Below are 19,304 nucleotides of genomic sequence, written 5' to 3' on the forward strand. Positions count from 1 at the left end.
GTCCGCCGCCTTTTGCCCCGCGTACCTCTTTCGCAGATCTACAGCGGTTCGCGGACCTACAGCAGGGTGACCTCGGCCGTCGGGGCGGGAGCGGGGTCGACGCCGGTCAGGGATGCCGCGGCCGCGGCCAGGCGGCGGACCGCCTCGCGGGAGGTCTCCGGGGGGAGGCAGTAGGGGAGCCGGACGAACCGCTCCAGCACTCCGTCCACCCCGAAGCGCGGGCCCGAGCCGACCCAGACGCCGTGCCGCTCGGCCGTCGTCGCCAGCGCGCTGCCGGACACGCCCGGCGCGGTGCGCACCCAGAGCGAGAGGCCGCCCTGCGGGATCCGGAAGGTCCACCCGGGCAGGAACTCGCGGACCGCCGCCACCAGGGCGTCGCGCTGGGTGCGGACCCGGTCGCGCTGGTGGGCCAGGATCTCCGGCAGCGTCTCGGGTGCCAGCAGGTGGCGGACCGCCAGCTGTTCGAGCACCGGGGAGGAGACGTCGAGGCTGGCCCGGTCCCCGGCCAGGCGGCGGACGAGGTCCGGAGTGGCCCGGATCCAGCCGATCCGCAGCCCGCCCCAGAACGTCTTGCCCGCCGATCCCAGGGTCACCACGGTGCCGCCGTGGTCGAAGGCGGCCAGGGGGCGCGGCATCGGCTCGTCCGGGTCCGCCGCGAGGCTGAGCTCGGCCATGGTCTCGTCGGCCACCAGCAGCGTGCCGGTGGCGCGGGCCGCCCCGACCAGGGCGCGGCGCTCGTCCTCGGACATCAGCAGTCCGGTCGGGTTGTGGAAGTCCGGGATCAGGTAGGCCAGCCGCGGCGCGGCGTCGCGCAGGGTGCGGGCCCACGCCTCCAGGTCCCAGCCGTCGTCCAGCAGCGGGACCGGCACGGCCCGGCCGCCCGCGTAGCGCAGGGCCTGCAGCACGTTGGGGAAGCCGGGGGACTCGACGGCCACGCGCTCGGCCGGGGCGAGGATCTGACGCAGCAGCAGCGAGAAGGCGCCGGCCGCGCCGGTGGTGATCATGATCTGCTCGGGGCCGGTCGGCAGGCCGCGCGCGGTGTAGCGGTCGGCGACGGCCTGCCGCAGCGCGGTGAGCCCCGCCGGGAAGTCGCCGTGGGTGGAGGTCCAGGCGGGCAGCTCGGCGACGGCGGCCGCCATCGCCCGGCTCAGCCACGGCTCGGGCGCCGACATGGCGGCGATGCCGAGGTCGATCACCTCGCGCGCGCCCCGACCGCCGCCCGCGGCGTGCGGGGAGATGCCGACCACGGGCATGGTCCGGCCGGCCGGCAGCGTGGTCCAGCTGCCCGCGCCGCGGCGGCTGGCCAGGAAGCCCTCGTCGCGCAGCAGTTCGTAGGCGGCGGCCACGGTGGTCCGGCTCACCCCGAGCGCGGCGGACAGCTCCCGCTCGGCGGGCAGCCGCGTCTCCACCGGCACCCGCCCGTCCAGGACGAGTGTGCGCAGGCCGCCGGCGAGAGCGCGGTAGGCGGGGCCGCCCCCGGGACGCTGCCACTGGCCGAGGGCGCGGTCGAGCTGGGCGGCGCCGAAGGCCGCGCGGGGGGAGGGTGGCATCTGCGGTCAGTCCACTTCTCGCGAATTGGCTATGGAAGAGCAGTCCAATCTCCTCCAGAGTGATGCCAACAGTCACCGTAGGACAAGCCGCAGACTCGAACCTGCGGGAAGGGAGGGGCCACTGTGGTCCTCGCGCGTCGTCTCGTCCAGCTCTATCTGGGCCTGGCGCTCTACGGGTTCAGCATGGCGATGATGATCCGTGGTTCGCTCGGGCTGGCACCGTGGGACGTGCTGAACCAGGGCCTGGACCGGCACCTCCCGCTCTCGTACGGCACCGTCTCGATGATCATCGGTGCGGCGGTGCTGCTGCTGTGGATCCCGCTGCGGCAGAAGCCCGGCCTCGGCACGATCAGCAACGTCTTCGTGATCGGCCTGTCGGTGGACGCCGGCCTGTCGCTGTTGCCCGCCCTGCACGGGCTGCCCGTGCGGGCCGCGATGCTGGTCGGCGGCATCGTCGCCAACGGTCTCGCCGGCGGCCTCTACATCGGCGCCCGCTTCGGCCCCGGCCCGCGCGACGGCCTGATGACCGGCTTCGCCCGCCGCACCGGCGGCTCGCTGCGCCTGGTGCGCACGGTGATCGAGCTCACCGTGCTGCTGGTGGGCTGGCTGATGGGCGGTCAGGTGGGCGTCGGGACGGTCGCGTACGCGCTGGCGATCGGTCCCCTGGTGCAGCTCTTCCTGCCCGTGCTGACCGTTCCCCGTGCGAGTGGTTCGAGCGCGGCGCGGCGGGGCGGGGCGGAGGGCGATCACGCCGGGCGGCTGCGCGGCGGAGCTGTCCACGAGGCTGCGCGTGGGTAACGAGCCCGGGCGCTGAGCTGGGACGACATCTTCAGGAGCCGGGCGGGCGGTCACGTGACGTGACCGCCCGCCCGGCTTTTGTCAGTGGTGCGGTGGAGCATGGCGAACGAGGGGCCGTGCAGGTTACTCTGGAGATGTTCGAACGAAAGTTCGAACGAGTCGCAAGGAGGAGGACGCGATGAGCAGGAGGCGTGCGGACCTGATCGAGGTGCGCGGCGGTACGGGCTTGCCCACGCACTTCCTCTGGCACGACAAGGTGTACGCGGTGCGCGAGGTGCTCGGGCACTGGAAGGAGAGCGGTGCCTGGTGGGAGGAGGTCCGTTCGGCCGCCCAGGCCAGGCGGATCGCCGGGGAGGCGCTGGACCGGACGGAGCGGGAGGTGTGGCGGGTCGAGGCCAGCCCCGGCCGCTGCTTCCCCGCCGGCGTCTACGACCTCACCTTCGACCGTGGCGCCGACCGCTGGACCCTCACTCGAACGACTGACTGACCGGCGATCCGAACGGGAGGGCGTACGTCATGAGGGAGACCACGGACAAGCCGCAGGCGCAGGTGCTGCAGTTGCCGCTGCCGAGCGCGGTGGGCGGATCGGGCATGCCCTACCGCCCGGCGGGGGACATCCATCCGGTGCTGCGACGGGCCGGTGCGCCGCCCGCCGCGGTGGACCTGCTGGCGCAGGCGCAGCGCGGGCTGGCCGAGGCGCGCGAGTTGGAGGGCCCGCTGGAGCGGTACGCGGCCGCGCACCTCGCGGCGCTGCGCGCCTCGGCCGCCGTGCTCGCGCTGCGTGGGCGGCCGGAGGAGAACCCGCGCAAGCGAAAGCGGATCCGCAGCGCCTGGGAGGTGCTGCCCGAGGTCGCGCCGGAGCTGGCGGAGTGGGCGCTCTACTACGCGGCGGGCGCGCCCAAGCGGGCCGCGGCGGAGGCCGGGATCACCTCGGCCGCCAGCGCCCGCGACGCGGACGACCTGGTCCGCAACACCGCGCTGTTCCTGCGGATCGTGCAGCGGCTGGTCGCCCGCGGCGCGGGCGTGCCGCAGGCGCGCAGCGGGGAGGAGGGAATGCCCCGCACGGGGTGAGCGGGACGAGTACGTAGCCGGCGGGATCGGGAGGGGCCCACAACGCCTTGAGGAGTCGCACATCATGAGCCCCACGGACTCCTTCGTGCATCTGCACACGGCCTCCAGCTACTCGCTGCGCTACGGCACCGCCACGCCCGCCGCGCTCGTCGAGCACGCCGCCTCGCTCGGCATGCGGGCGCTCGCCCTGACCGACCGGGACGGCCTCTACGGCGCGGTCCGCTTCGTGCAGGCCTGCGTCAAGGCGGGCCTGCAACCCGTCATCGGCGCCGATCTCGCCTGCGAGCACGGAGCGGAGGGTCTCGACCGCGCCGCCGCCGATGCCGCGCGCCCGCCGCGCGCTGTCGTGCTGGCCCGGAACGGGCGGGCCGGGTACGCCGCGCTGTGCCGCCTGGTCAGCGCCGCGCACGGCGAGGACGTAGCGCGCAGGGCGCGTCCCGTGCTCGCCGCGCAGCAGGTCGCGGCCGCCGCCGACCGGCTCTACGTGCTGCTCGGGCCCGACTCCGCGGTCGGGCGCGCGGCCGCCGCCGGGCGGATGGCCGAGGCCAAGGCGGAGCTGCTGCGCTGGCGCACCCTATGCGGGGAGGCCGTGGTGATCGAGGTGGTGCACCACCTCGCCCCGCCCGGCCACCCCGCCTCGCGCGGCGTCGCCCAGCGACTGCTGCGCCTGGCCAGGGAGTCCGGCGTCCCGGCCGTGCTGACCAACGCCGTGCGCTACCTCGCGCCCGAGGACGCGCCCGTCGCCGACGTGCTGGACGCCTCCCGCCGCCTGGTCCCGCTGGAGTTGAGCTCCCGCGACCGGGTCAACGCCGAGGGGTACCTGAAATCCGGTCCGGAGATGGCCGCGCTCGCCCACGACCTGTGCGACACCGCCGCCGAGGCCCGCGAGCTGCTCGCGCAGACCCGGCGGATCGCCGAGCGCTGCCTGCTCGACCCGGACGGCCACGACATCGGCCTCGGCTCCATGCACATGCCCGAGCCGAGCGTGCTCGGCACCACCCGGGCGGGCGCGATCCGCGAGCTGCGCTCCCGCTGCGAGGCGGGCGTCACCTGGCGCTACGGGCGCCCCGACGAGAAGGTCACCGCCCGGCTGGAGGAGGAGCTCGCGCTGATCAACCGGCTCGGCTACGAGCCCTACTTCCTCACCGTCGCCGAGGTCGTCGACCTCACCCGCGCCGCCGGCATCCGCTGCGCGGCCCGTGGCTCCGGCGCGGGCAGCCTGGTCAACCACCTGCTCGGCATCTCCGGTGTCGAGCCGCTCGAACACGGGCTGCTGATGGAGCGTTTCCTGTCCGGGATGCGCGTCTCGCTGCCCGACATCGACGTCGACGTCGAGTCCGCCCGCCGCACCGAGGTCTACGACCTGATCCTGGACCGCTTCGGCTCCGACCGGACGCTGTGCGTGGCGATGCTGGAGACCTACCGGGTCCGCCACGCCGTCCGCGACGCGGGCGCGGCGCTGGGCCTGCCGCCCGCCGAGATCGATGCCGTCGCCAAGGCCTTCCCGCACATCCGCGCCCGCGACGCCCGGGCCGCCATGCGCGACCTGCCCGAGCTGCGCCACTCCCGGCTGGAGGAGGGCGTCTTCACCGCCCTGTTCGACATCGTCGAGAAGCTGGACGGCCTGCCCCGCCACATCGCCCTCCACCCCAGCGGCGTGCTGCTCTCCGACCGCCGCCTGCGCGACCGCACCCCGGTCGAGACGAGCGCCCAGGGCTACCCGATGAGCCAGTTCGACAAGGACGACGTCGAGGCCATCGGCCTGCTCAAGCTGGACGTGCTGGGCGTGCGGATGCAGTCCGCGATGGCCCACGCGCTCGTCGAGACGGAGCGGGTGAGCGGGGAGCGGATCGACCTGGACGCGGTGCCGCTGGACGACGAGGAGACCTTCGAACTGATCCGCTCCACCCGGACGCTGGGCTGCTTCCAGATCGAGTCGCCCGGCCAGCGGGAGCTGATCGGCAAGTTCGCGCCGCAGACCTTCGGCGACCTGATCATCGACATCTCGCTGTTCCGGCCCGGCCCGGTCAAGAGCGACATGGTCACCCCCTTCCTCAACGCCCGCCACGGCTGGGCCGATCCGGTCTTCGTCCACGAGGACCTGCGCGGGATCCTCGCCGAGACGGAGGGCGTCGTCGTCTTCCACGAGCAGGTGATCCGGATCATCGCGCAGATGACGGGCTGCGGCTTCGACCGGGCCGACCAGGCGCGGCGCGTCCTCGGCAGCATCAAGGGCCAGCAGGAGATCGGCGACTGGTTCTGCGTCCAGGCCGACCGGCGCGGCTATCCGCGACCGGTGGTGGAGCGGGTCTGGGAGATCCTGAAGGCCTTCGCCTCCTTCGGCTTCTGCAAGGCCCACGCGGGCGCCTTCGCGCTGCCGACCTACCAGTCCGCCTGGCTGAAGACCCACCACCCGGCCGCCTTCTACGCCGGGCTGCTCACCCACGACCCGGGCATGTATCCCAAGCGACTGATCCTCGACGACGCCCGCCAGTTCGGCGTCCCGGTGCTGCCGCCCAGCGTCAACGACTCCGTCGCCGACTACACCCTGGAGCGGACGGCGGACGGGCGGGACGCGCTGCGGATCGGGCTCGCCGACGTCAAGGGCATCAGCGACGCCGAGATCGCCCGGATCGTGCGCGAGCGCGAGGGCGCGCCCTACGCCGGCCTGCCCGACTTCCGCCGCCGCGCGGAGCCGGACCAGCCGACCCTGGAGAACCTCGTGCTGGCGGGCGCGCTGGACGCGCTGCATCCGCGGCTCACGCGCCGGGACCTGCTGCTGCACGCCGCGACCGATCCGAGGCCCAAGGGCCCGCGCCGCCCGCTGCCCGCGCAGCTGGAGCTGGCCGACGCGGCGGGGGAGGAGCGGGAGACCGGGCCGACGGCGCTGCCCACCCCCACCGACACGGAGCTGATCCGCGGCGAGATCGAGGCGCTGGGGCTGGACCACAGCGCGCATCTGCTCAGCCCCTACCTGCCGTTCCTGGGCGAGCTCGGCGTGGTGCGCTCGAACGAGCTGCTGCGGCAGCGCAACCGCAGCGAGATCCTGATCGCCGGGGTCAAGGTCGCCACGCAGACCCCGCCGGTGCGGACGGGCGTCCGCGTGGTCTTCGCGACCCTGGACGACGCGACCGGCCCACTGGACTTCGCCATGTTCGAGGACGCGCAGCAGCACTACGCCGCCACGGTCTTCCACTCCTGGCTGCTGCTGGTCCGCGGCGTCGTCCGCCGCACCGGCCCGCGCGGCGTCTCGCTGACCGCGACGGCGGCGTGGGAGCTGACGGCGCTGCACGAGCTGTGGCGGGCGGAGGGCGTGGACGCGGTGCGGGCCGTGCTGGCCGTCGTGCCCGAGGCGGAGGAGGCGCCGGCGCGCCGCGTCATGGTGCACCCCAGCGGGTTCAAGATGTCCCCGTACGCCGACCTCAAGCCGCCCGGCGTCCCGGCGGCGGACGCCCCGCGCAAGCTGTGGCACACCAGCCCCGGGAGCCCGGGATGACCGCGTGGCGCCGGTGGAAGGCAATAGGGTGTGGCTGTCGGCCCGACCAGGCAGGCAGCCAGGCAGAACCTTCGACCCGAGGAGCCGCTCCGTGTACCCGACCCGTCCCCGCAGCGCCCTTCGGACCGCCGTGGTGTGGGAGGTGCTGCGCGCGGCGCTCGACCGGCAGGCCGAGGCGCTCGGCCGCGAGGTCCTGGACGTCCTGGACACGGGCGGCGGCACGGGCAACTTCGCCGTCCCCGTCGCGAGCCTCGGCCACCGGGTCACCGTCGTCGACCCCAGCCCCGACGCGCTGTTCGCCCTGGAGCGGCGCGCGGCGGAGGCCGGCGTCACCGGCCAGGTCCGCGCCATACAGGGCGACACCGACACCCTCGCCCAGCAGGTGCCTGCCGGCAGCGTGGACGCGGTGCTGTGCCACGGCGTCCTCGAGTACGTCGACGACCCGGCGGAGTCGCTGCGCGAGCTCACGGCCGTGCTGCGCCCGGGCGGCCTGGTCAGCCTGCTTGCTGCCAACCGCAACGGCGCGGTCCTCGCGCGTGCCCTCTCCGGCCACTTCGCGGAGGCCCGCGCGGCGCTCTCCGGCGTCCAGAAGGCCGACGCGCCCCGCCGTTTCACCGGCGCCGAGCTCCAGGACCTGGCCGACGGCGCGGGCCTGCGGGTCCTGTCCGTCCACGGCGTCCGCATTTTCGCCGACCTGGTCCCCGGCGTCCTGGTCGACACCGAGCCGGGCGCGCTCGAATCCCTCCTCGCCCTGGAGCAGGCCGCGTCCGCGGACCCGTCCTTCCACGCGGTGGCAACCCAGCTGCACGTTCTCGCCGAGCTCAGCTAGGCAGCTTCCTCAGGGGCGCGGGGCTCTACCGATATGCGGCTGCGCCGCGGGGCGCGAGCAACCACCCGCGCAGCCGGCAGGCCGAACGCGCAGGGCCATCTGCTCAGGGTGGTTCCTCGCGCCCCTGGATCGTGCAACGGCCCGCGGGAGCGATCGGTCATGATCGTGCACGCGGATCTGGACGCCTTCTACGCCGCCGTCGAGCAGCGGCGGAGGCCGGAGCTGCAGGGGAAGCCCGTTGCCGTCGGTGGTGCCGGGCCCCGCGGCGTGGTGATGTCGGCGTCGTACGAGGCGCGGGCGCACGGGGTCGGTGGGGGGATGCCGACCGTGCGGGCCCGGCGGCTCTGTCCGGAGTTGGTGATGGTGGCGCCGGACATGGACGAGTACGCCGTCGTCTCGGCCAACGTCATGGCCGTGCTGCACGCGTTCGCGCGGCGCGTCGAGCCGGTGTCGATGGACGAGGCGTACCTCGATCTCGCCGGGGTGGGGATCAGGCCGCGCGCGTTCGCGGAGCTGCTGCGGAGCAGGGTGCGGGAGGAGCAGGACCTCGCGCTGTCCGTCGGCGTCGGGCCGACCAAGCTGGTCGCGAAGCTGGCTTCCGTCGCGGCGAAGCCGGACGGGATGGTCGTGGTGCCGCAGGCCGACGTGGAGGCGTTCCTGCGGCCGCTGGCCGCGGACCGGCTGCCGGGGGTCGGGCCGAAGACCGCCGAGGCGCTGACCCGCTTCGGGCTGCTCACCGTCGGGGACCTAGCGGACACGCCGCACGACACGCTGCGCCGGATCGTGGGGGCCGCCGCAGGCGACATGCTGGCGCACTACGCGCGCGGGGAGGACGCGCGGCCGGTGGTGCCGCAGCGCGGCGAGAAGAGCGTCGGCGGCGAGCGGACCTTCCCGGCGGACGTCTCCGCGGAGCACGAGCTGATCCGGACGACGCTGCTGGGCCTGGCCCAGTCGAACGCGGCGCGCCTGCGCGCGGCGAAGCTGTCGGGCCGGACGGTGACCGTGAAGGTCCGCTTCGCGGACCTGCGGACGGTCACCCGGTCGCGCACCCTGCCGGAGCCGGTGGACCTGGCCCATGACATCTTCGCGGCGGCGCTGCCGCTGTTCGCGGGGCTGGTGCCGACGCGGGCGCGGATCCGGCTGGTGGGGCTGCGGGTCGAGGGCCTGGACGCGGAGGCGCGGCCGACCCAGCTCGCCCTGGGGGAACGGGAGGTGGGGTGGTCGGAACTGGAGCGGACGGTGGACCGGGTGCAGGCGAGGTTCGGGGCCGCGGCGGTGCGTCCGGCGAGCTTGATCGGCAAATCCGGCGAAGCGAGGAAACTTCTCCGGCCCGAGGGTCGTTGACCGGTCGGAACAACGGGTGCGACGAGGGGTGTCGGGCCGTTCGTAGAGAGCTACCGCACATGCTCCTCGGCAGTCCAAAACCCCCGCGTGAACCGTATGATTCGGGTAAAGCCAACAAGCATGACGGCCGGGCGCCCGGGGCATACACGCATCACTGGCCAGTTGAAAGATCAGCAGGACGACAGGCAGTGCGGCGGGGTGGGCGCCCCGAGGGCGGCTCCCCGCCCCAGGCGGCCAGAGGAGGAGGACGAGGTGCCGCTCTCGGACCACGAGCAGCGTCTGCTTGAGCAGATGGAGCGAGCGCTGTACGCCGAGGACCCGAAGTTCGCTTCGGCCCTCGAAGGCACGGGGCTGCGCACGCGCACACGGCGGGCCGTCTACGTGTCGGCGGCGGGGTTCGTGGTGGGGGTGGGTCTGCTCATGGGCGGCCTCTTCCTTCATCAGCAGTGGGTGAGCGTGGGCGGCTTCGTCCTGATGCTGGCGGGTGCCGTGTTCGGGATCACCGCCTGGCGGCGGATCCCGCGGCTGGCCCTGGTCGACTCGCGCACCGGCGCGCCGGTCGTTCGGCGGCGCAAGCGCGGTGGAGGCCTGGTGGACCGGATGGAGCAGCGCTGGCAGCACCGGCAGGAGCAGCAGCGCGGCGGCTTCTGACACATCCCAGATCAGACGGTACGAGGAGCGGGTCCCGGATTTCCGGGGCCCGCTCCTCGTTGTGGGCGCGTGGTGGGCGCGCCAGAAAACATGAGCACAGCTCTTGTTTACTTACTGGTCAGTACCTACCCTGATGGGCGATCCGGGCACTCCCCGTCCACCCTCAGGAGCATTGCGTGACCAGATCATCCAGAGCCAGGGCTGCTTTCGCGGCCCTCGCCGTCTCCGCCCTCGTCGGCGCGCTCGGCACCACGGCGGTGCAGCCCGCGGCCGCGGCCACCGGGTCCACGACGAGCACCCGCGCGAGCCTGCCGGCGGCGATCGTCTCCCTCGGCGACAGCGCCATCTCGGGCGAAGGCGCGGGCACCGACACCGGCGACGCCTACATGGCGGGCACCGACGGGCCCAAGAACTTCTGTCACCGGCACAGCGAGTCGACCATCTTCGACACCGGGGTCAGCGGTGTCACCCCCATCGACCTCGCCTGTTCCGGCGCGCAGACCGGGGACCTCACCTCCGACCCGACCCTCGCCAAGACCACCGGCGGGGGCAGCGGCGACTACGGCGAGCCCAAGCAGGACGTCCAGCTGGCGCAGACCGCGGCCAACTACGACGTCAAGATGGTCGTGGTGACCATCGGCGCCAACGACGACTTCGACTTCACCGGGATCGTGGTCAGCTGCCTGACCGCCTACTTCCCGGTGCCGCAGTCGCAGGGCTGCCGCGACACCATCGGCAGCCCGGCCATCACGGCCCGCGCCAAGGCCGTGCTGCCGAAGATCGAGGCGGCGCTCACCGACATCCGCCAGACCATGCGGAACGCCGGCTACGCCGACTCCAGCTACCAGCTGGTGCTGAACTCGTACTTCACCCCGATCACCCCGGACATCCGCAGTAACAGCTACGTGGACAAGGTCGCCCAGGGCTGCCCCGGCTTCCCCGAGGACGCCGCCTGGGCGCACAACTGGGTGGTGCCGACCCTGGACGACACCGAGCGGACGGCGGCCGAGGCGGTGCCGGGGGTGCGGTTCCTGGACCAGCGCCGGGTGTCCTACGGACACGAGGTCTGCGCGGAGTGGACCAGCTCGCCGTACGAGTACATCAACGGCGACGTGATCGACACCAGTGAGCTCACCCGCAACGGCTGCGACCAGTCGATCGGCGTGCTGGGCCTGTGCACGGACGAGGTGCGGCAGTCGTACCACCCGCGCGTCGCCGGCTACAAGGCGGAGGGCGCCTGCCTCGGGGACTTCTACAACGACCCGACCCAGCAGGAGGCCTACTGCACCCTGGACCAGCAGGACGGCACCACGATCATGCCGCTGACACCAGGGGTGACCTCCTTCGGTGACGTGCCCGAGGACGGCGCCTGGGACCAGCTGACCAACAAGGCCAGTGGCCAGGTGCTCGACTTCTCCGGCGGCGGCAGCTACGGCGACAGCACCAACGGCCGCCCGGCGATCACCTACGGCATCGACGGCGGGCTGAACCAGTCCTTCGTCTTCGAGATCAAGTCCGGCGGCAGCTACGAGCTGGACTTCAGCGGCAACCGGAACATGTGCCTCGACGCCACCGGCGCCGCCACCACCGCCGGCACCGAGCTGGAGCAGTGGGGCTGCAACGGCGGCGCCAACCAGCACTGGGTGTTCGAGCCGGCCGGCAACGGCTACTACAAGATCGCCGACTCGGCGGCCACCAACATGGTGGTCACCCTCGGCACCGGCGCCGCGACCGACTCCTCCGGCAACCCGGTCACCACCCTGCAGCGGGACACCGGCGCCGACACGCAGCTGTGGCAGCTCACCAAGCTGGGCATCGTCTACCTGCACGGGTAACCCGCGCGAACAGCACCACGCGTCCGCTCAGGACCGGGGCCGCAGCCTGCGCCGCAGCGCTGCGGCCCTGCCCTGTGCCCAGAGCGTGGCCGCCGCCCGGGCCCGGCCCGGCAGGCCGCGCAGCAGCTGGGACGAGGACGTGGGGAGCACCACCGCGCGCACCCGGGTGCGCCGGTCGGAGCCGGCCGACAGGCCCTCGCGGACCTCGCGCACGTCCTGACGGAGCGACAGCGGCGTGGAGACCACCGGCGCGTACAGGACCTGCTCGGTCGCCAGCGCCAGCCGGCCGGCCGCCGCGCTCGGGCCGGGACCGAGCCCGCCGAGCTCGGAGATCCGGGCCGCGGTGTGCCGCGGGGTCTCCGCGTCGTCGGGCGGGATGCCGTGGTCCCAGGCGGTGTCGACCATCTCCCGCCAGGCCGCCAGCACCTGCTGGTCGGTCAGGTTCGCCGGGCCGCGGCGCAGCCGGGCCCGCCGGGTGCGGGTCCGCCACACCATCGGCGCCAGCAGCAACACGACCAGCAGGCCGGCCAGCGCCCAGACGGCGAGCAGCAGCGGCGAGCTCGGCGACAGCTCCGACTGGGGCGCGGAGCCGCCGAGCTGGGCGCCCGGGCCGCAGTCGCCCATGTGCCGGGCGGCCGCCGAGCAGCCGTGGGTGTTGCGCGCGCCGCCGGTGGGCTGCGCGCCCGAGGTCGCGCCCGTGCTCGGCGCCGGGGCGTTGCTCGGCGCGCTGGTCTGGGTGCTGTAGACCGGCGTCACCGTGCCGGCGCGCGGCGTCGGCTCGAAGCGCAGCCAGCCCACACCGGAGAAGTAGAGCTCCGGCCAGGCGTGCGCGTCGTGGGTGGTGACCAGCCAGGAGCCGTCGCCGCCCTCGGTGCCCGGGGTGAAGCCGACCACGACCCGGGCCGGGATGCCGAGCGAGCGCGCCATGGCCGCCATGGCCGAGGCGAAGTGCACGCAGAAGCCCTGCTTGTGGGCCAGGAACTGGGCCAGCGCGTCGCTCGTGGCGTTGACCGGGACGTTGGTGTTGTAGCTGAACCCGCCCTTGAGCGCGAACCAGTCCTGCAGCAGCACGGCCCGGTCGAAGTCGTCGCCGGCCGAGGCCGTCACCGACTTGGCGGTGGCGGCGACCACGGCGGGCAGGTCGTGGGGGAGGGCGGTGTAGACGCGCCGGATGTCGGCGGGCGCCGGCGCGGCCTGGCGCAGCTGGTCCACCGACGGGTTGAGCGCGAGGCTGCCCACCTGGTAGGCGAGCCCGGAGGAGGTCTGGCCGTTGGCGCCGATCACGGTGCGCCCCTCGGGCTCCCAGCGCCAGTCGCCGAGCACGGACAGGTTGGTGGCCGGGTACGGCATCGGCAGCCACTGCTGGTCGTAGCCGCTGTGGGTGGTGATCCTGGTCGTGACCGCCGTGGACGGCACGCCGGAGTTCAGTTCGCCCGGCGGCCCGAGCGGCGTCGGCATCGAGACGGCCCGGTGGGTGCTGGTGGTCCAGGAGACGCCGTTGAACTGGTCCAGGTCGACGATGCGCAGGTACTGGTCGCCGATGTCGGGCGCGTTGGTGGTGTAGCTCAGCACCGGCTCGGGGGTGGACTGCTGCAGGCTCTGGGCCAGGGAGGCCAGCGGGTTGACGGCGGTGATGATGCCGCCGCCGTCTCCCGTGCCGCCGCCGTGGCCGAGACCGGAGACGATGCCGGAGCCGACCGAGGGCAGCAGCACCGGCAGCAGCAGCCCGCCGATCGCGGCGAGCGTGGCGATCCGCAGCCCGGAGGAGGTCAGCGGATTGCTGCCGTCGTAGGAGCCGGGGTTGCCGTGGAAGACCCGCCCCCAGCGGGCGACGCGGTCGCGTCCCTCGGCCATCAGCAGCGTCACGTAGCCGAGCGAGCCCAGCAGGAAGAAGAACCAGACGGGCCCGTTGGGGTGGATGCCGGTGCCCACCGCGTACAGGGCGAGCAGCGGCAGGCCGGCGAGGGCGACGCGCTGGTAGGTGACCGCGACGACGTCGACGAGCAGGCCGATGCCGAGCACCGCGAGGGTCAGCAGCAGTCGCAGGCCGACCGTCGCGGGGGCGGGCGAGGAGAAGTGCGAGACGTCGTCCATGCCCGAGGACAGGTCCGTGCCCAGCTGCCGGACCGCCTGCGGCCCGGGAATGAACCGCGCTATGGCCTGGTCGCCGGCGAAGGCGAAGGTGATCAGCAGCACGGCCACCAGCAGCTGCAGCAGCACGGTCAGCGGACGCGGCAGCGCGAGCCGCCGCCCGCCGGCCCCGGTCGCGGCGACCAGTACCAGCAGGAACGCGGAGACCACGAGCCAGCTGGTCGGCTCGACCAGCGGCCACAGGCACAGCGCGGTCAGCACGGTGGCGGTCACGGCGGAGATCGCGATCCTGGTGCGCCCGTTCATCTCACGATCCCCCGTCGGTCGTGGCGCTGGTGGTGGTGCTCGTCGTGGCGGAGGGGGAGGCGGGCGCGGCCGCCGTGGCGGCCCGCGGTCCCGACCCCGCCCCGCCGCGGGCCAGCAGCCGCCACAGCTCCGGCAACGAGTCCCCGCTGCTCGCGGGCAGCACCCGCCAGCCGGCCTGGCGCAGCAGCCGCTCGTGCCGCTCGCGGCCGACGTCCTGCTCCGGGCCCGCGTCGGCGTGCTCGCCGTCCGTGCCCTCGGCGGTGCCGCCGTTGCCGGTGTCGGTGCCGCCGCCGAGGCCGCGCAGCAGGGTCCAGCTCTCGGTGTCGAGCAGCAGCGCCACGGCCGAGCCGGTGCGGCGGCGCAGCCGGGAGAGCTCCGCCAGCTGCTCGTCGTCCAGCGCGCCCAGGATCGCGACGAGGAGGCCCTCGCCGCCCAGGCGCAGCACGTCCTCCGCGCGGGAGAGCCCCCGGCCGTCGGAGAGGTCGACCACGGCGAGCCGGTCCAGCATCAGGCCGGCCGCCTCGCCTCCGCCGACGGTGCCGGCGCCAGCCGAGGCGGGCGAGCCGGAGGCGGTGGTCTGCTCGCCGGTGTCGGTCAGCAGCCGCACCTCGTAGCCGCGGTCCAACAGGTGCAGCGCGACCGAGGCGGCCGCGCTGACGGCCCATTCGAAGGACGAGGCCGGGCCGGCGCCGCGGTGCCCGCGGTCACGGGTGTCCAGCAGCACCGTGGCGTGGTGGCGCAGCGGCTGCTCCTCCCGGCGCACCATCAGCTCGCCGTACTTGGCGGTGGAGCGCCAGTGCACCCGGCGCAGGTCGTCGCCGTGCCGGTACTCGCGCGGCACCACGTCGTCCTCGCCGGCCAGCGCGACCGCGCGGGCCTGGCTGTCGCCGAAGCCGGACCACTCGCCGAGCACCTTGACCGACGGCAGCGCCTGCACCTGCGGCACGACGGTGAGCAGGTCCGCGGCGGTGAACGAGCGGGTCAGCTCGCACAGGCCGAACGGGTCGCCGAGCCGCAGCTGCAGCGGCCCGAGCGGATAGCGGCCGCGCAGGTCGGAGCGGACCCGGTAGGAGACCTCGCGGTAGCCGCGCGGCTCGATCCGGTCCAGCACGAAGCGCGGACGCGGACCGAGCACGTAGGGCACCCGGTCCTCCAGCATCAGCAGCCCGGTGCGCACCCGGGAGACGTTGTCGACGCGCAGGCTGACCCGGGCCTCCTGTCCGGCGGGCGTGCGCGCGGGCGCCAGCGACCGTCCGCTGGCCACCCGGTAGCGGGTGCGCACCAGCATGGCGACGCTGCCGAGCGGCAGCGCGGTCAGCAGCAGGCCCACCTGCAGCAGCGCGAACTGTCCGAGCAGGTAGGCGCAGAAGACCGCGGTCAGCCCGGCCGCCAGGAAGCAGCGGCCGCGGGTGGTCAGTCCGTGCAGCGCCAGCCGAACGGTGCCGGGTTCACGCCTCTCGCGCGACGGTGCGGCGCTCGGCGGCACGGCTCAGCGCCCCCTCGCGGCGAGCTGGGGGATCGGCACGGCGCGGACCAGGTCGCGCACCACGTCCTCGGCGGTGCGGCGGCCGAGCTGGGTCTCCGCGGTCGGCAGCACGCGGTGCGCCAGCACCGGGACGGCGAGCCGCTGCAGGTCGTCGGGGATGACGTACGCGCGCCCGTCCAGCGCAGCGGTGGCGCGGGCGGCGCGCAGCAGGTGGAGCGTCGCGCGGGGCGAGGCGCCGAGCCGCAGCTCGGAGCTGTTGCGGGTGGCGGAGACCAGGGAGACCGCGTAGCGGCGCAGGTCGTCGGCCACGTGGACCTTGCGGACCACATCGATCAACTTCAGCACGTCGTCGGTGTGCGCGACCGGCTGCAGCTGGGTCAGCGGGTCGGCGCCGCCGTGCACGTCCAGCATCTGCAGCTCGGCGTCGGCGCTCGGGTAGCCGATGGAGATCCGGGCCATGAAGCGGTCGCGCTGGGCCTCGGGGAGGGGGTAGGTGCCCTCCATCTCGATGGGGTTCTGCGTGGCCACCACCATGAACGGCGCGGGCAGCGCGTAACTGACGCCGTCGACGGTGACCTGCTTCTCCTCCATCGACTCCAGCAGCGCGGACTGGGTCTTCGGCGAGGCGCGGTTGATCTCGTCGCCGACCACGATCTGCGCGAAGATCGCGCCCGCCTTGAACTCGAACTCGCGCCGGTTCTGGTCGAAGACGTTGGTGCCGGTGATGTCGGAGGGCAGCAGGTCGGGGGTGAACTGGATGCGCCGCACGGTGCAGTCGATGGACCGCGCCAGCGCCTTGGCCAGCATGGTCTTGCCGACGCCGGGCACGTCCTCGATCAGCAGGTGGCCCTCGGCGAGCAGCACCGTCAGGGCCAGGTGGACCGCCTCGGGCTTGCCCTCCAGCACGCTCTCCACGGAGGCGCGGATGCGCCCCACGACCGCGTCGAGCTCGGCGAGGCCCGCGCCCGCAGCGGCGGGCTGCGGGGGGTGCTGTCCGTCCGGCCCGTGCCGGTCGACTCTGCTGAGATCGTCGAAGCGGTTGTCGTAGGTCGTCACCCGGCAGCTCCTCGGCCCGTCCGTCCACCCGGCGGCCTGCGGCCGCGGGATCCCCGTTGGGCGGACCTGCTCAAGTCCCGTGGGCGGGCCCGCTCGAAGGCATTGTTCCCTGTGCGCCGCGTTTGCGTCACTCGACTGGCTGACTAGGGCCGATTTGCCGTAAAGATCATGGGCTCAGGGGGCCACCTCGCGCAGCAGGCCGGTGGTGACGTCGAAGACGAAGCCACGGATGTCGTCGTGGTGGAGCAGGAACGGGGAGGTGCGGACCCGGGCCATGGACTGGCGCACGTCCTGGTCCAGGTCGGTGAAGGACTCGAGTGCCCAGGAGGGGCGGATGCCCACCTCCTGCTCCAGCTCCACCCGGAAGTCCTCGGTGAGGTTGAGCAGACCGCAGCCGGTGTGGTGGATCAGGGCGATCGAGCGGGTGCCGAGCGCACGCTGGCTGACGGTCAGGGAGCGGATGGTGTCGTCGGTGACGACGCCGCCCGCGTTGCGGATGATGTGGCAGTCGCCGAGCTCCAGGCCCAGCGCCGCGTGCACGTCGAGGCGTGCGTCCATGCAGGCCACGACAGCGACGCGCTGGACCGGGCGGGCGTCCATCCCGCCGTCCCGGTAGCGCTCGGCGTAGTCGCGGTTGCGGGCGACGAAGCTGTCGATGATCGACTCGTCCGTGCGGGGCGTCGTGGTCATACATATGACCGTAGTGCGAATTCGCTGCTGGGGAAGGGTGGGAATGCGGCGAAACGGGGCGCTGTGACGCAGTGCACGTGCCTCACGGCGCGCTCGGACGACCCGTGAGCGAGACCCGCGCCGGGGAGGGGGCGCGCCCGGCGGGGCCGCGCGCCCCCGAGTGTCGACCCGTCGTCGCTGACCAGCGGTTTCCCGGTCACCCGGAGGTGGCGCGGTCCGTGGCGATTGATTGACCGGGGGGTGCCGTGGAGTAGAGTGACGCGACGTCGAGGGAGTGTCGGCAGGGACGCTCCACCATGATCGACAGCGTGCACGTGAACGAGGGCCCGTACCTTCCGGCCTCCACCCGCTCGGCCCCGCGCGAGGCCGCCCGCTGACGCCCCTTCCCCGGCGCCAGAGGGACCCGCGCCCGAGGGCACCGACCCCACAGGGCGAGCGGGCGGGGACCAGACGGTGCGGGCCACAGTAGAGAGGCCCCCGATGAGCTCCGCCGCGGACAACGCGAAGCACGTCCCGGTACTGCTCCGGCGCACCCTGGAGGTGCTGGCCCCGGCGCTGGCCGAGCCCGGCTCCGTCGTCGTCGACGCGACGCTCGGCCTCGGCGGCCACAGCGAGGCGCTGCTGCGCACCTTCCCCGAGGCCCGGCTGATCGCCGTCGACCGCGACCCCTCCGCGCTGCGCCTTGCGGGTGAGCGGCTCGCTCCCTTCGGCGACCGGGCGAGCCTCGTGCACGCCGTCTACGACGAGATCCCCGAGGTGCTGGACCGGCTCGGTGTCGAGCGCGTCCAGGGCGTCCTGTTCGACCTCGGGGTCTCCAGCATGCAGCTGGACGAGGCCGACCGGGGCTTCGCCTACGCGCAGGACGCGCCGCTGGACATGCGGATGGACCAGACCGTCGGGATCAGCGCGGCGGAGGTGCTCAACACCTACTCGCACGGCGAGCTCGCCCGGATCCTCAAGGTCTACGGCGAGGAGCGCTTCGCCGGGAAGATCGCCTCCGTCATCCTGCGGGAGCGGGAGAAGGAACCGTTCACCACCAGCGCGCGTCTCGTGGAGTTGGTGCGCAACGCGATCCCCGCGGCGACGCGCAGGACCGGCGGCAACCCCGCCAAGCGCACCTTCCAGGCCCTGCGGATCGAGGTCAACGGGGAGCTGGCGGTGCTGGAACGGGCCATCCCGGCGTCGCTCGACGCGCTGGCGGTCGGCGGGCGGATCGTCGTGCTCTCCTACCACTCGCTGGAGGACAAGCTCGTCAAGGGCTTCCTCGCGGAGGGGGCGGCCTCCACCGCTCCGCCCGGACTGCCTGTCGTCCCCGAGGAGCACCAGCCGCGGTTCAAGCTGCTGACCCGCGGAGCGGAGCTGCCGACCGAGGAGGAGGTCGCGGAGAACCGCCGCGCCAAGCCGGTCCGGATGCGGGCCGCGGAGCGGATCCGCGAGCGGGCGGGTCGCTGAGGTCGGGCGTCGCTGAGGTCGAGCTGAGGGGAGCGGGCAGGTGGCTGTCGGGAGGGGCGTGGACCGGCCGGGCGGGGCCCGGACGGCTCTGGGACTGAGGCCGGGGCCGAAGCCGGGGCCGGGCCGCCGGGCCGGGCGCGGGCCGTTCGCGGCCCTGGTGATGGTGCTGCTGGCCGTGGGCCTGGTCGCGCTGCTGACGCTGAACACGGCGCTGAGCCAGGGCTCGTTCACCGTGCAGAAGCTGCAGCGGCAGACGACGCAGCTGACGAACGAACAGCAGGGCCTGCAGCAGCAGATCGACGGCTGGTCCGCGCCGGACGCGCTGGCCGCGCGGGCGCGGCAGCTCGGCATGGTGCCCGCGGGCAACCCCGCCTTCCTCACCGACAGCGGCAAGGTCCTGGGCGACCCCAGCCACCTCCCGGCCGCGCCGAGCCCGCTGCCCACGCCCGAGGCCCCGACTCCCACGCCCACTCCGACCCCGTCCGCGTCGGGCTCCGCCTCGCCGTCGCCGTCCGCGTCCGGCCATGCCGCCGTGCCGCACACGGCCGGCACGCCGGCCACCCACAACGTCGCCCACCCGGGCGGCAGCCCGGCTGCCCACGTCGCCGGTCACCCGGCCCACCCGACCCCGTCCGGCCACGGACGGAGC

The 19,304-nt window shown here is 73.9% G+C and carries 15 protein-coding genes; 10 read left to right on the forward strand and 5 right to left on the reverse strand.

Going from position 1 to position 19,304, the window contains the following annotated elements; all coding sequences use genetic code 11:
* Positions 1-56: 56 nt before the first annotated feature.
* Positions 57-1,550 carry a MocR-like transcription factor YczR gene (gene yczR, locus DN069_RS32760; protein ID WP_207892354.1) on the reverse strand — a complete coding sequence of 498 codons (1,494 nt, stop codon included), beginning with the start codon at positions 1,548-1,550 and terminating at the stop codon, positions 57-59.
* A 183-nt stretch (positions 1,551-1,733) separates the two neighbouring features.
* Between yczR and yczE the strand changes: the two genes are divergently transcribed.
* From yczE to DN069_RS32800, 8 genes are all read left to right on the forward strand, one after another.
* A complete protein-coding gene (gene yczE, locus DN069_RS32765; protein ID WP_111506891.1) occupies positions 1,734-2,348 on the forward strand; it encodes a membrane protein YczE in 615 nt (204 codons plus the stop codon).
* Between the two features lie 178 nt (positions 2,349-2,526).
* Positions 2,527-2,835 carry a DUF6504 family protein gene (locus DN069_RS32770; RefSeq protein WP_111506882.1) on the forward strand — a complete coding sequence of 103 codons (309 nt, stop codon included), beginning with the start codon at positions 2,527-2,529 and terminating at the stop codon, positions 2,833-2,835.
* 29 nt (positions 2,836-2,864) lie between these two features.
* Positions 2,865-3,419, forward strand: a complete 555-nt coding sequence (locus tag DN069_RS32775; protein WP_424556353.1) for an SAV_6107 family HEPN domain-containing protein — start codon at positions 2,865-2,867, stop codon at positions 3,417-3,419.
* 64 nt (positions 3,420-3,483) lie between these two features.
* Positions 3,484-6,915, forward strand: coding sequence for a DNA polymerase III subunit alpha (locus DN069_RS32780; RefSeq protein ID WP_111506883.1), 3,432 nt, complete (start codon positions 3,484-3,486; stop codon positions 6,913-6,915).
* A gap of 91 nt (positions 6,916-7,006) precedes the next feature.
* Positions 7,007-7,744: a methyltransferase domain-containing protein gene (locus DN069_RS32785; protein WP_243640055.1), complete on the forward strand. Its 738-nt coding sequence runs from the start codon at positions 7,007-7,009 to the stop codon at positions 7,742-7,744.
* 159 nt (positions 7,745-7,903) lie between these two features.
* On the forward strand, positions 7,904-9,088 hold the full coding sequence (dinB, locus tag DN069_RS32790) for a DNA polymerase IV (protein ID WP_111506884.1): 1,185 nt from the start codon (positions 7,904-7,906) through the stop codon (positions 9,086-9,088).
* 252 nt (positions 9,089-9,340) lie between these two features.
* Positions 9,341-9,739: a DUF3040 domain-containing protein gene (locus tag DN069_RS32795; RefSeq protein ID WP_111506885.1), complete on the forward strand. Its 399-nt coding sequence runs from the start codon at positions 9,341-9,343 to the stop codon at positions 9,737-9,739.
* A gap of 176 nt (positions 9,740-9,915) precedes the next feature.
* Positions 9,916-11,574 (forward strand): RICIN domain-containing protein, encoded by a 1,659-nt coding sequence (locus DN069_RS32800; protein WP_243640057.1) that lies wholly within the window; start codon positions 9,916-9,918, stop codon positions 11,572-11,574.
* Between the two features lie 27 nt (positions 11,575-11,601).
* Here DN069_RS32800 and DN069_RS32805 read toward each other — a convergent pair whose 3' ends face one another.
* From DN069_RS32805 to DN069_RS32820, 4 genes are all read right to left on the reverse strand, one after another.
* Positions 11,602-13,971, reverse strand: a complete 2,370-nt coding sequence (locus tag DN069_RS32805; protein WP_111506886.1) for a transglutaminase TgpA family protein — start codon at positions 13,969-13,971, stop codon at positions 11,602-11,604.
* Position 13,972: 1 nt separating this feature from the next.
* Positions 13,973-15,457, reverse strand: a complete 1,485-nt coding sequence (locus DN069_RS32810) for a DUF58 domain-containing protein (RefSeq protein WP_111506887.1) — start codon at positions 15,455-15,457, stop codon at positions 13,973-13,975.
* Between the two features lie 3 nt (positions 15,458-15,460).
* On the reverse strand, positions 15,461-16,393 hold the full coding sequence (locus DN069_RS32815; protein ID WP_243640059.1) for an AAA family ATPase: 933 nt from the start codon (positions 16,391-16,393) through the stop codon (positions 15,461-15,463).
* A gap of 294 nt (positions 16,394-16,687) precedes the next feature.
* Complete coding sequence (locus tag DN069_RS32820; RefSeq protein ID WP_111506889.1) at positions 16,688-17,203, reverse strand: beta-class carbonic anhydrase; 516 nt, start codon at positions 17,201-17,203, stop codon at positions 16,688-16,690.
* 480 nt (positions 17,204-17,683) lie between these two features.
* Here DN069_RS32820 and rsmH point away from each other — a divergent pair, with 480 nt between their 5' ends.
* Entirely contained in the window at positions 17,684-18,655 is a 972-nt protein-coding gene (gene rsmH, locus DN069_RS32825; protein ID WP_111506890.1) for a 16S rRNA (cytosine(1402)-N(4))-methyltransferase RsmH, read from the forward strand.
* Between the two features lie 40 nt (positions 18,656-18,695).
* A partial coding sequence (gene ftsL / locus DN069_RS41090; RefSeq protein WP_279387942.1) for a cell division protein FtsL occupies positions 18,696-19,304 on the forward strand: 609 nt, incomplete at its 3' end.

This window comes from Streptacidiphilus pinicola, assembly GCF_003258295.1.
GTDB classification, from domain to species: domain Bacteria; phylum Actinomycetota; class Actinomycetes; order Streptomycetales; family Streptomycetaceae; genus Streptacidiphilus; species Streptacidiphilus pinicola.

Excerpts from the sequence above, each read along its gene's own strand:
- yczR (WP_207892354.1), bottom strand. The coding sequence starts at position 1,550 with ATGCCACCCTCCCCCCGCGCGGCCTTCGGCGCCGCCCAGCTCGACCGC.
- yczE (WP_111506891.1), top strand. The coding sequence starts at position 1,734 with ATGGCGATGATGATCCGTGGTTCGCTCGGGCTGGCACCGTGGGACGTG.
- DN069_RS32770 (WP_111506882.1), top strand. The coding sequence starts at position 2,527 with ATGAGCAGGAGGCGTGCGGACCTGATCGAGGTGCGCGGCGGTACGGGC.
- DN069_RS32775 (WP_424556353.1), top strand. The coding sequence starts at position 2,865 with ATGAGGGAGACCACGGACAAGCCGCAGGCGCAGGTGCTGCAGTTGCCG.
- DN069_RS32780 (WP_111506883.1), top strand. The coding sequence starts at position 3,484 with ATGAGCCCCACGGACTCCTTCGTGCATCTGCACACGGCCTCCAGCTAC.
- dinB (WP_111506884.1), top strand. The coding sequence starts at position 7,904 with ATGATCGTGCACGCGGATCTGGACGCCTTCTACGCCGCCGTCGAGCAG.
- DN069_RS32805 (WP_111506886.1), bottom strand. The coding sequence starts at position 13,971 with ATGAACGGGCGCACCAGGATCGCGATCTCCGCCGTGACCGCCACCGTG.
- DN069_RS32820 (WP_111506889.1), bottom strand. The coding sequence starts at position 17,203 with ATGACCACGACGCCCCGCACGGACGAGTCGATCATCGACAGCTTCGTC.
- rsmH (WP_111506890.1), top strand. The coding sequence starts at position 17,684 with ATGAGCTCCGCCGCGGACAACGCGAAGCACGTCCCGGTACTGCTCCGG.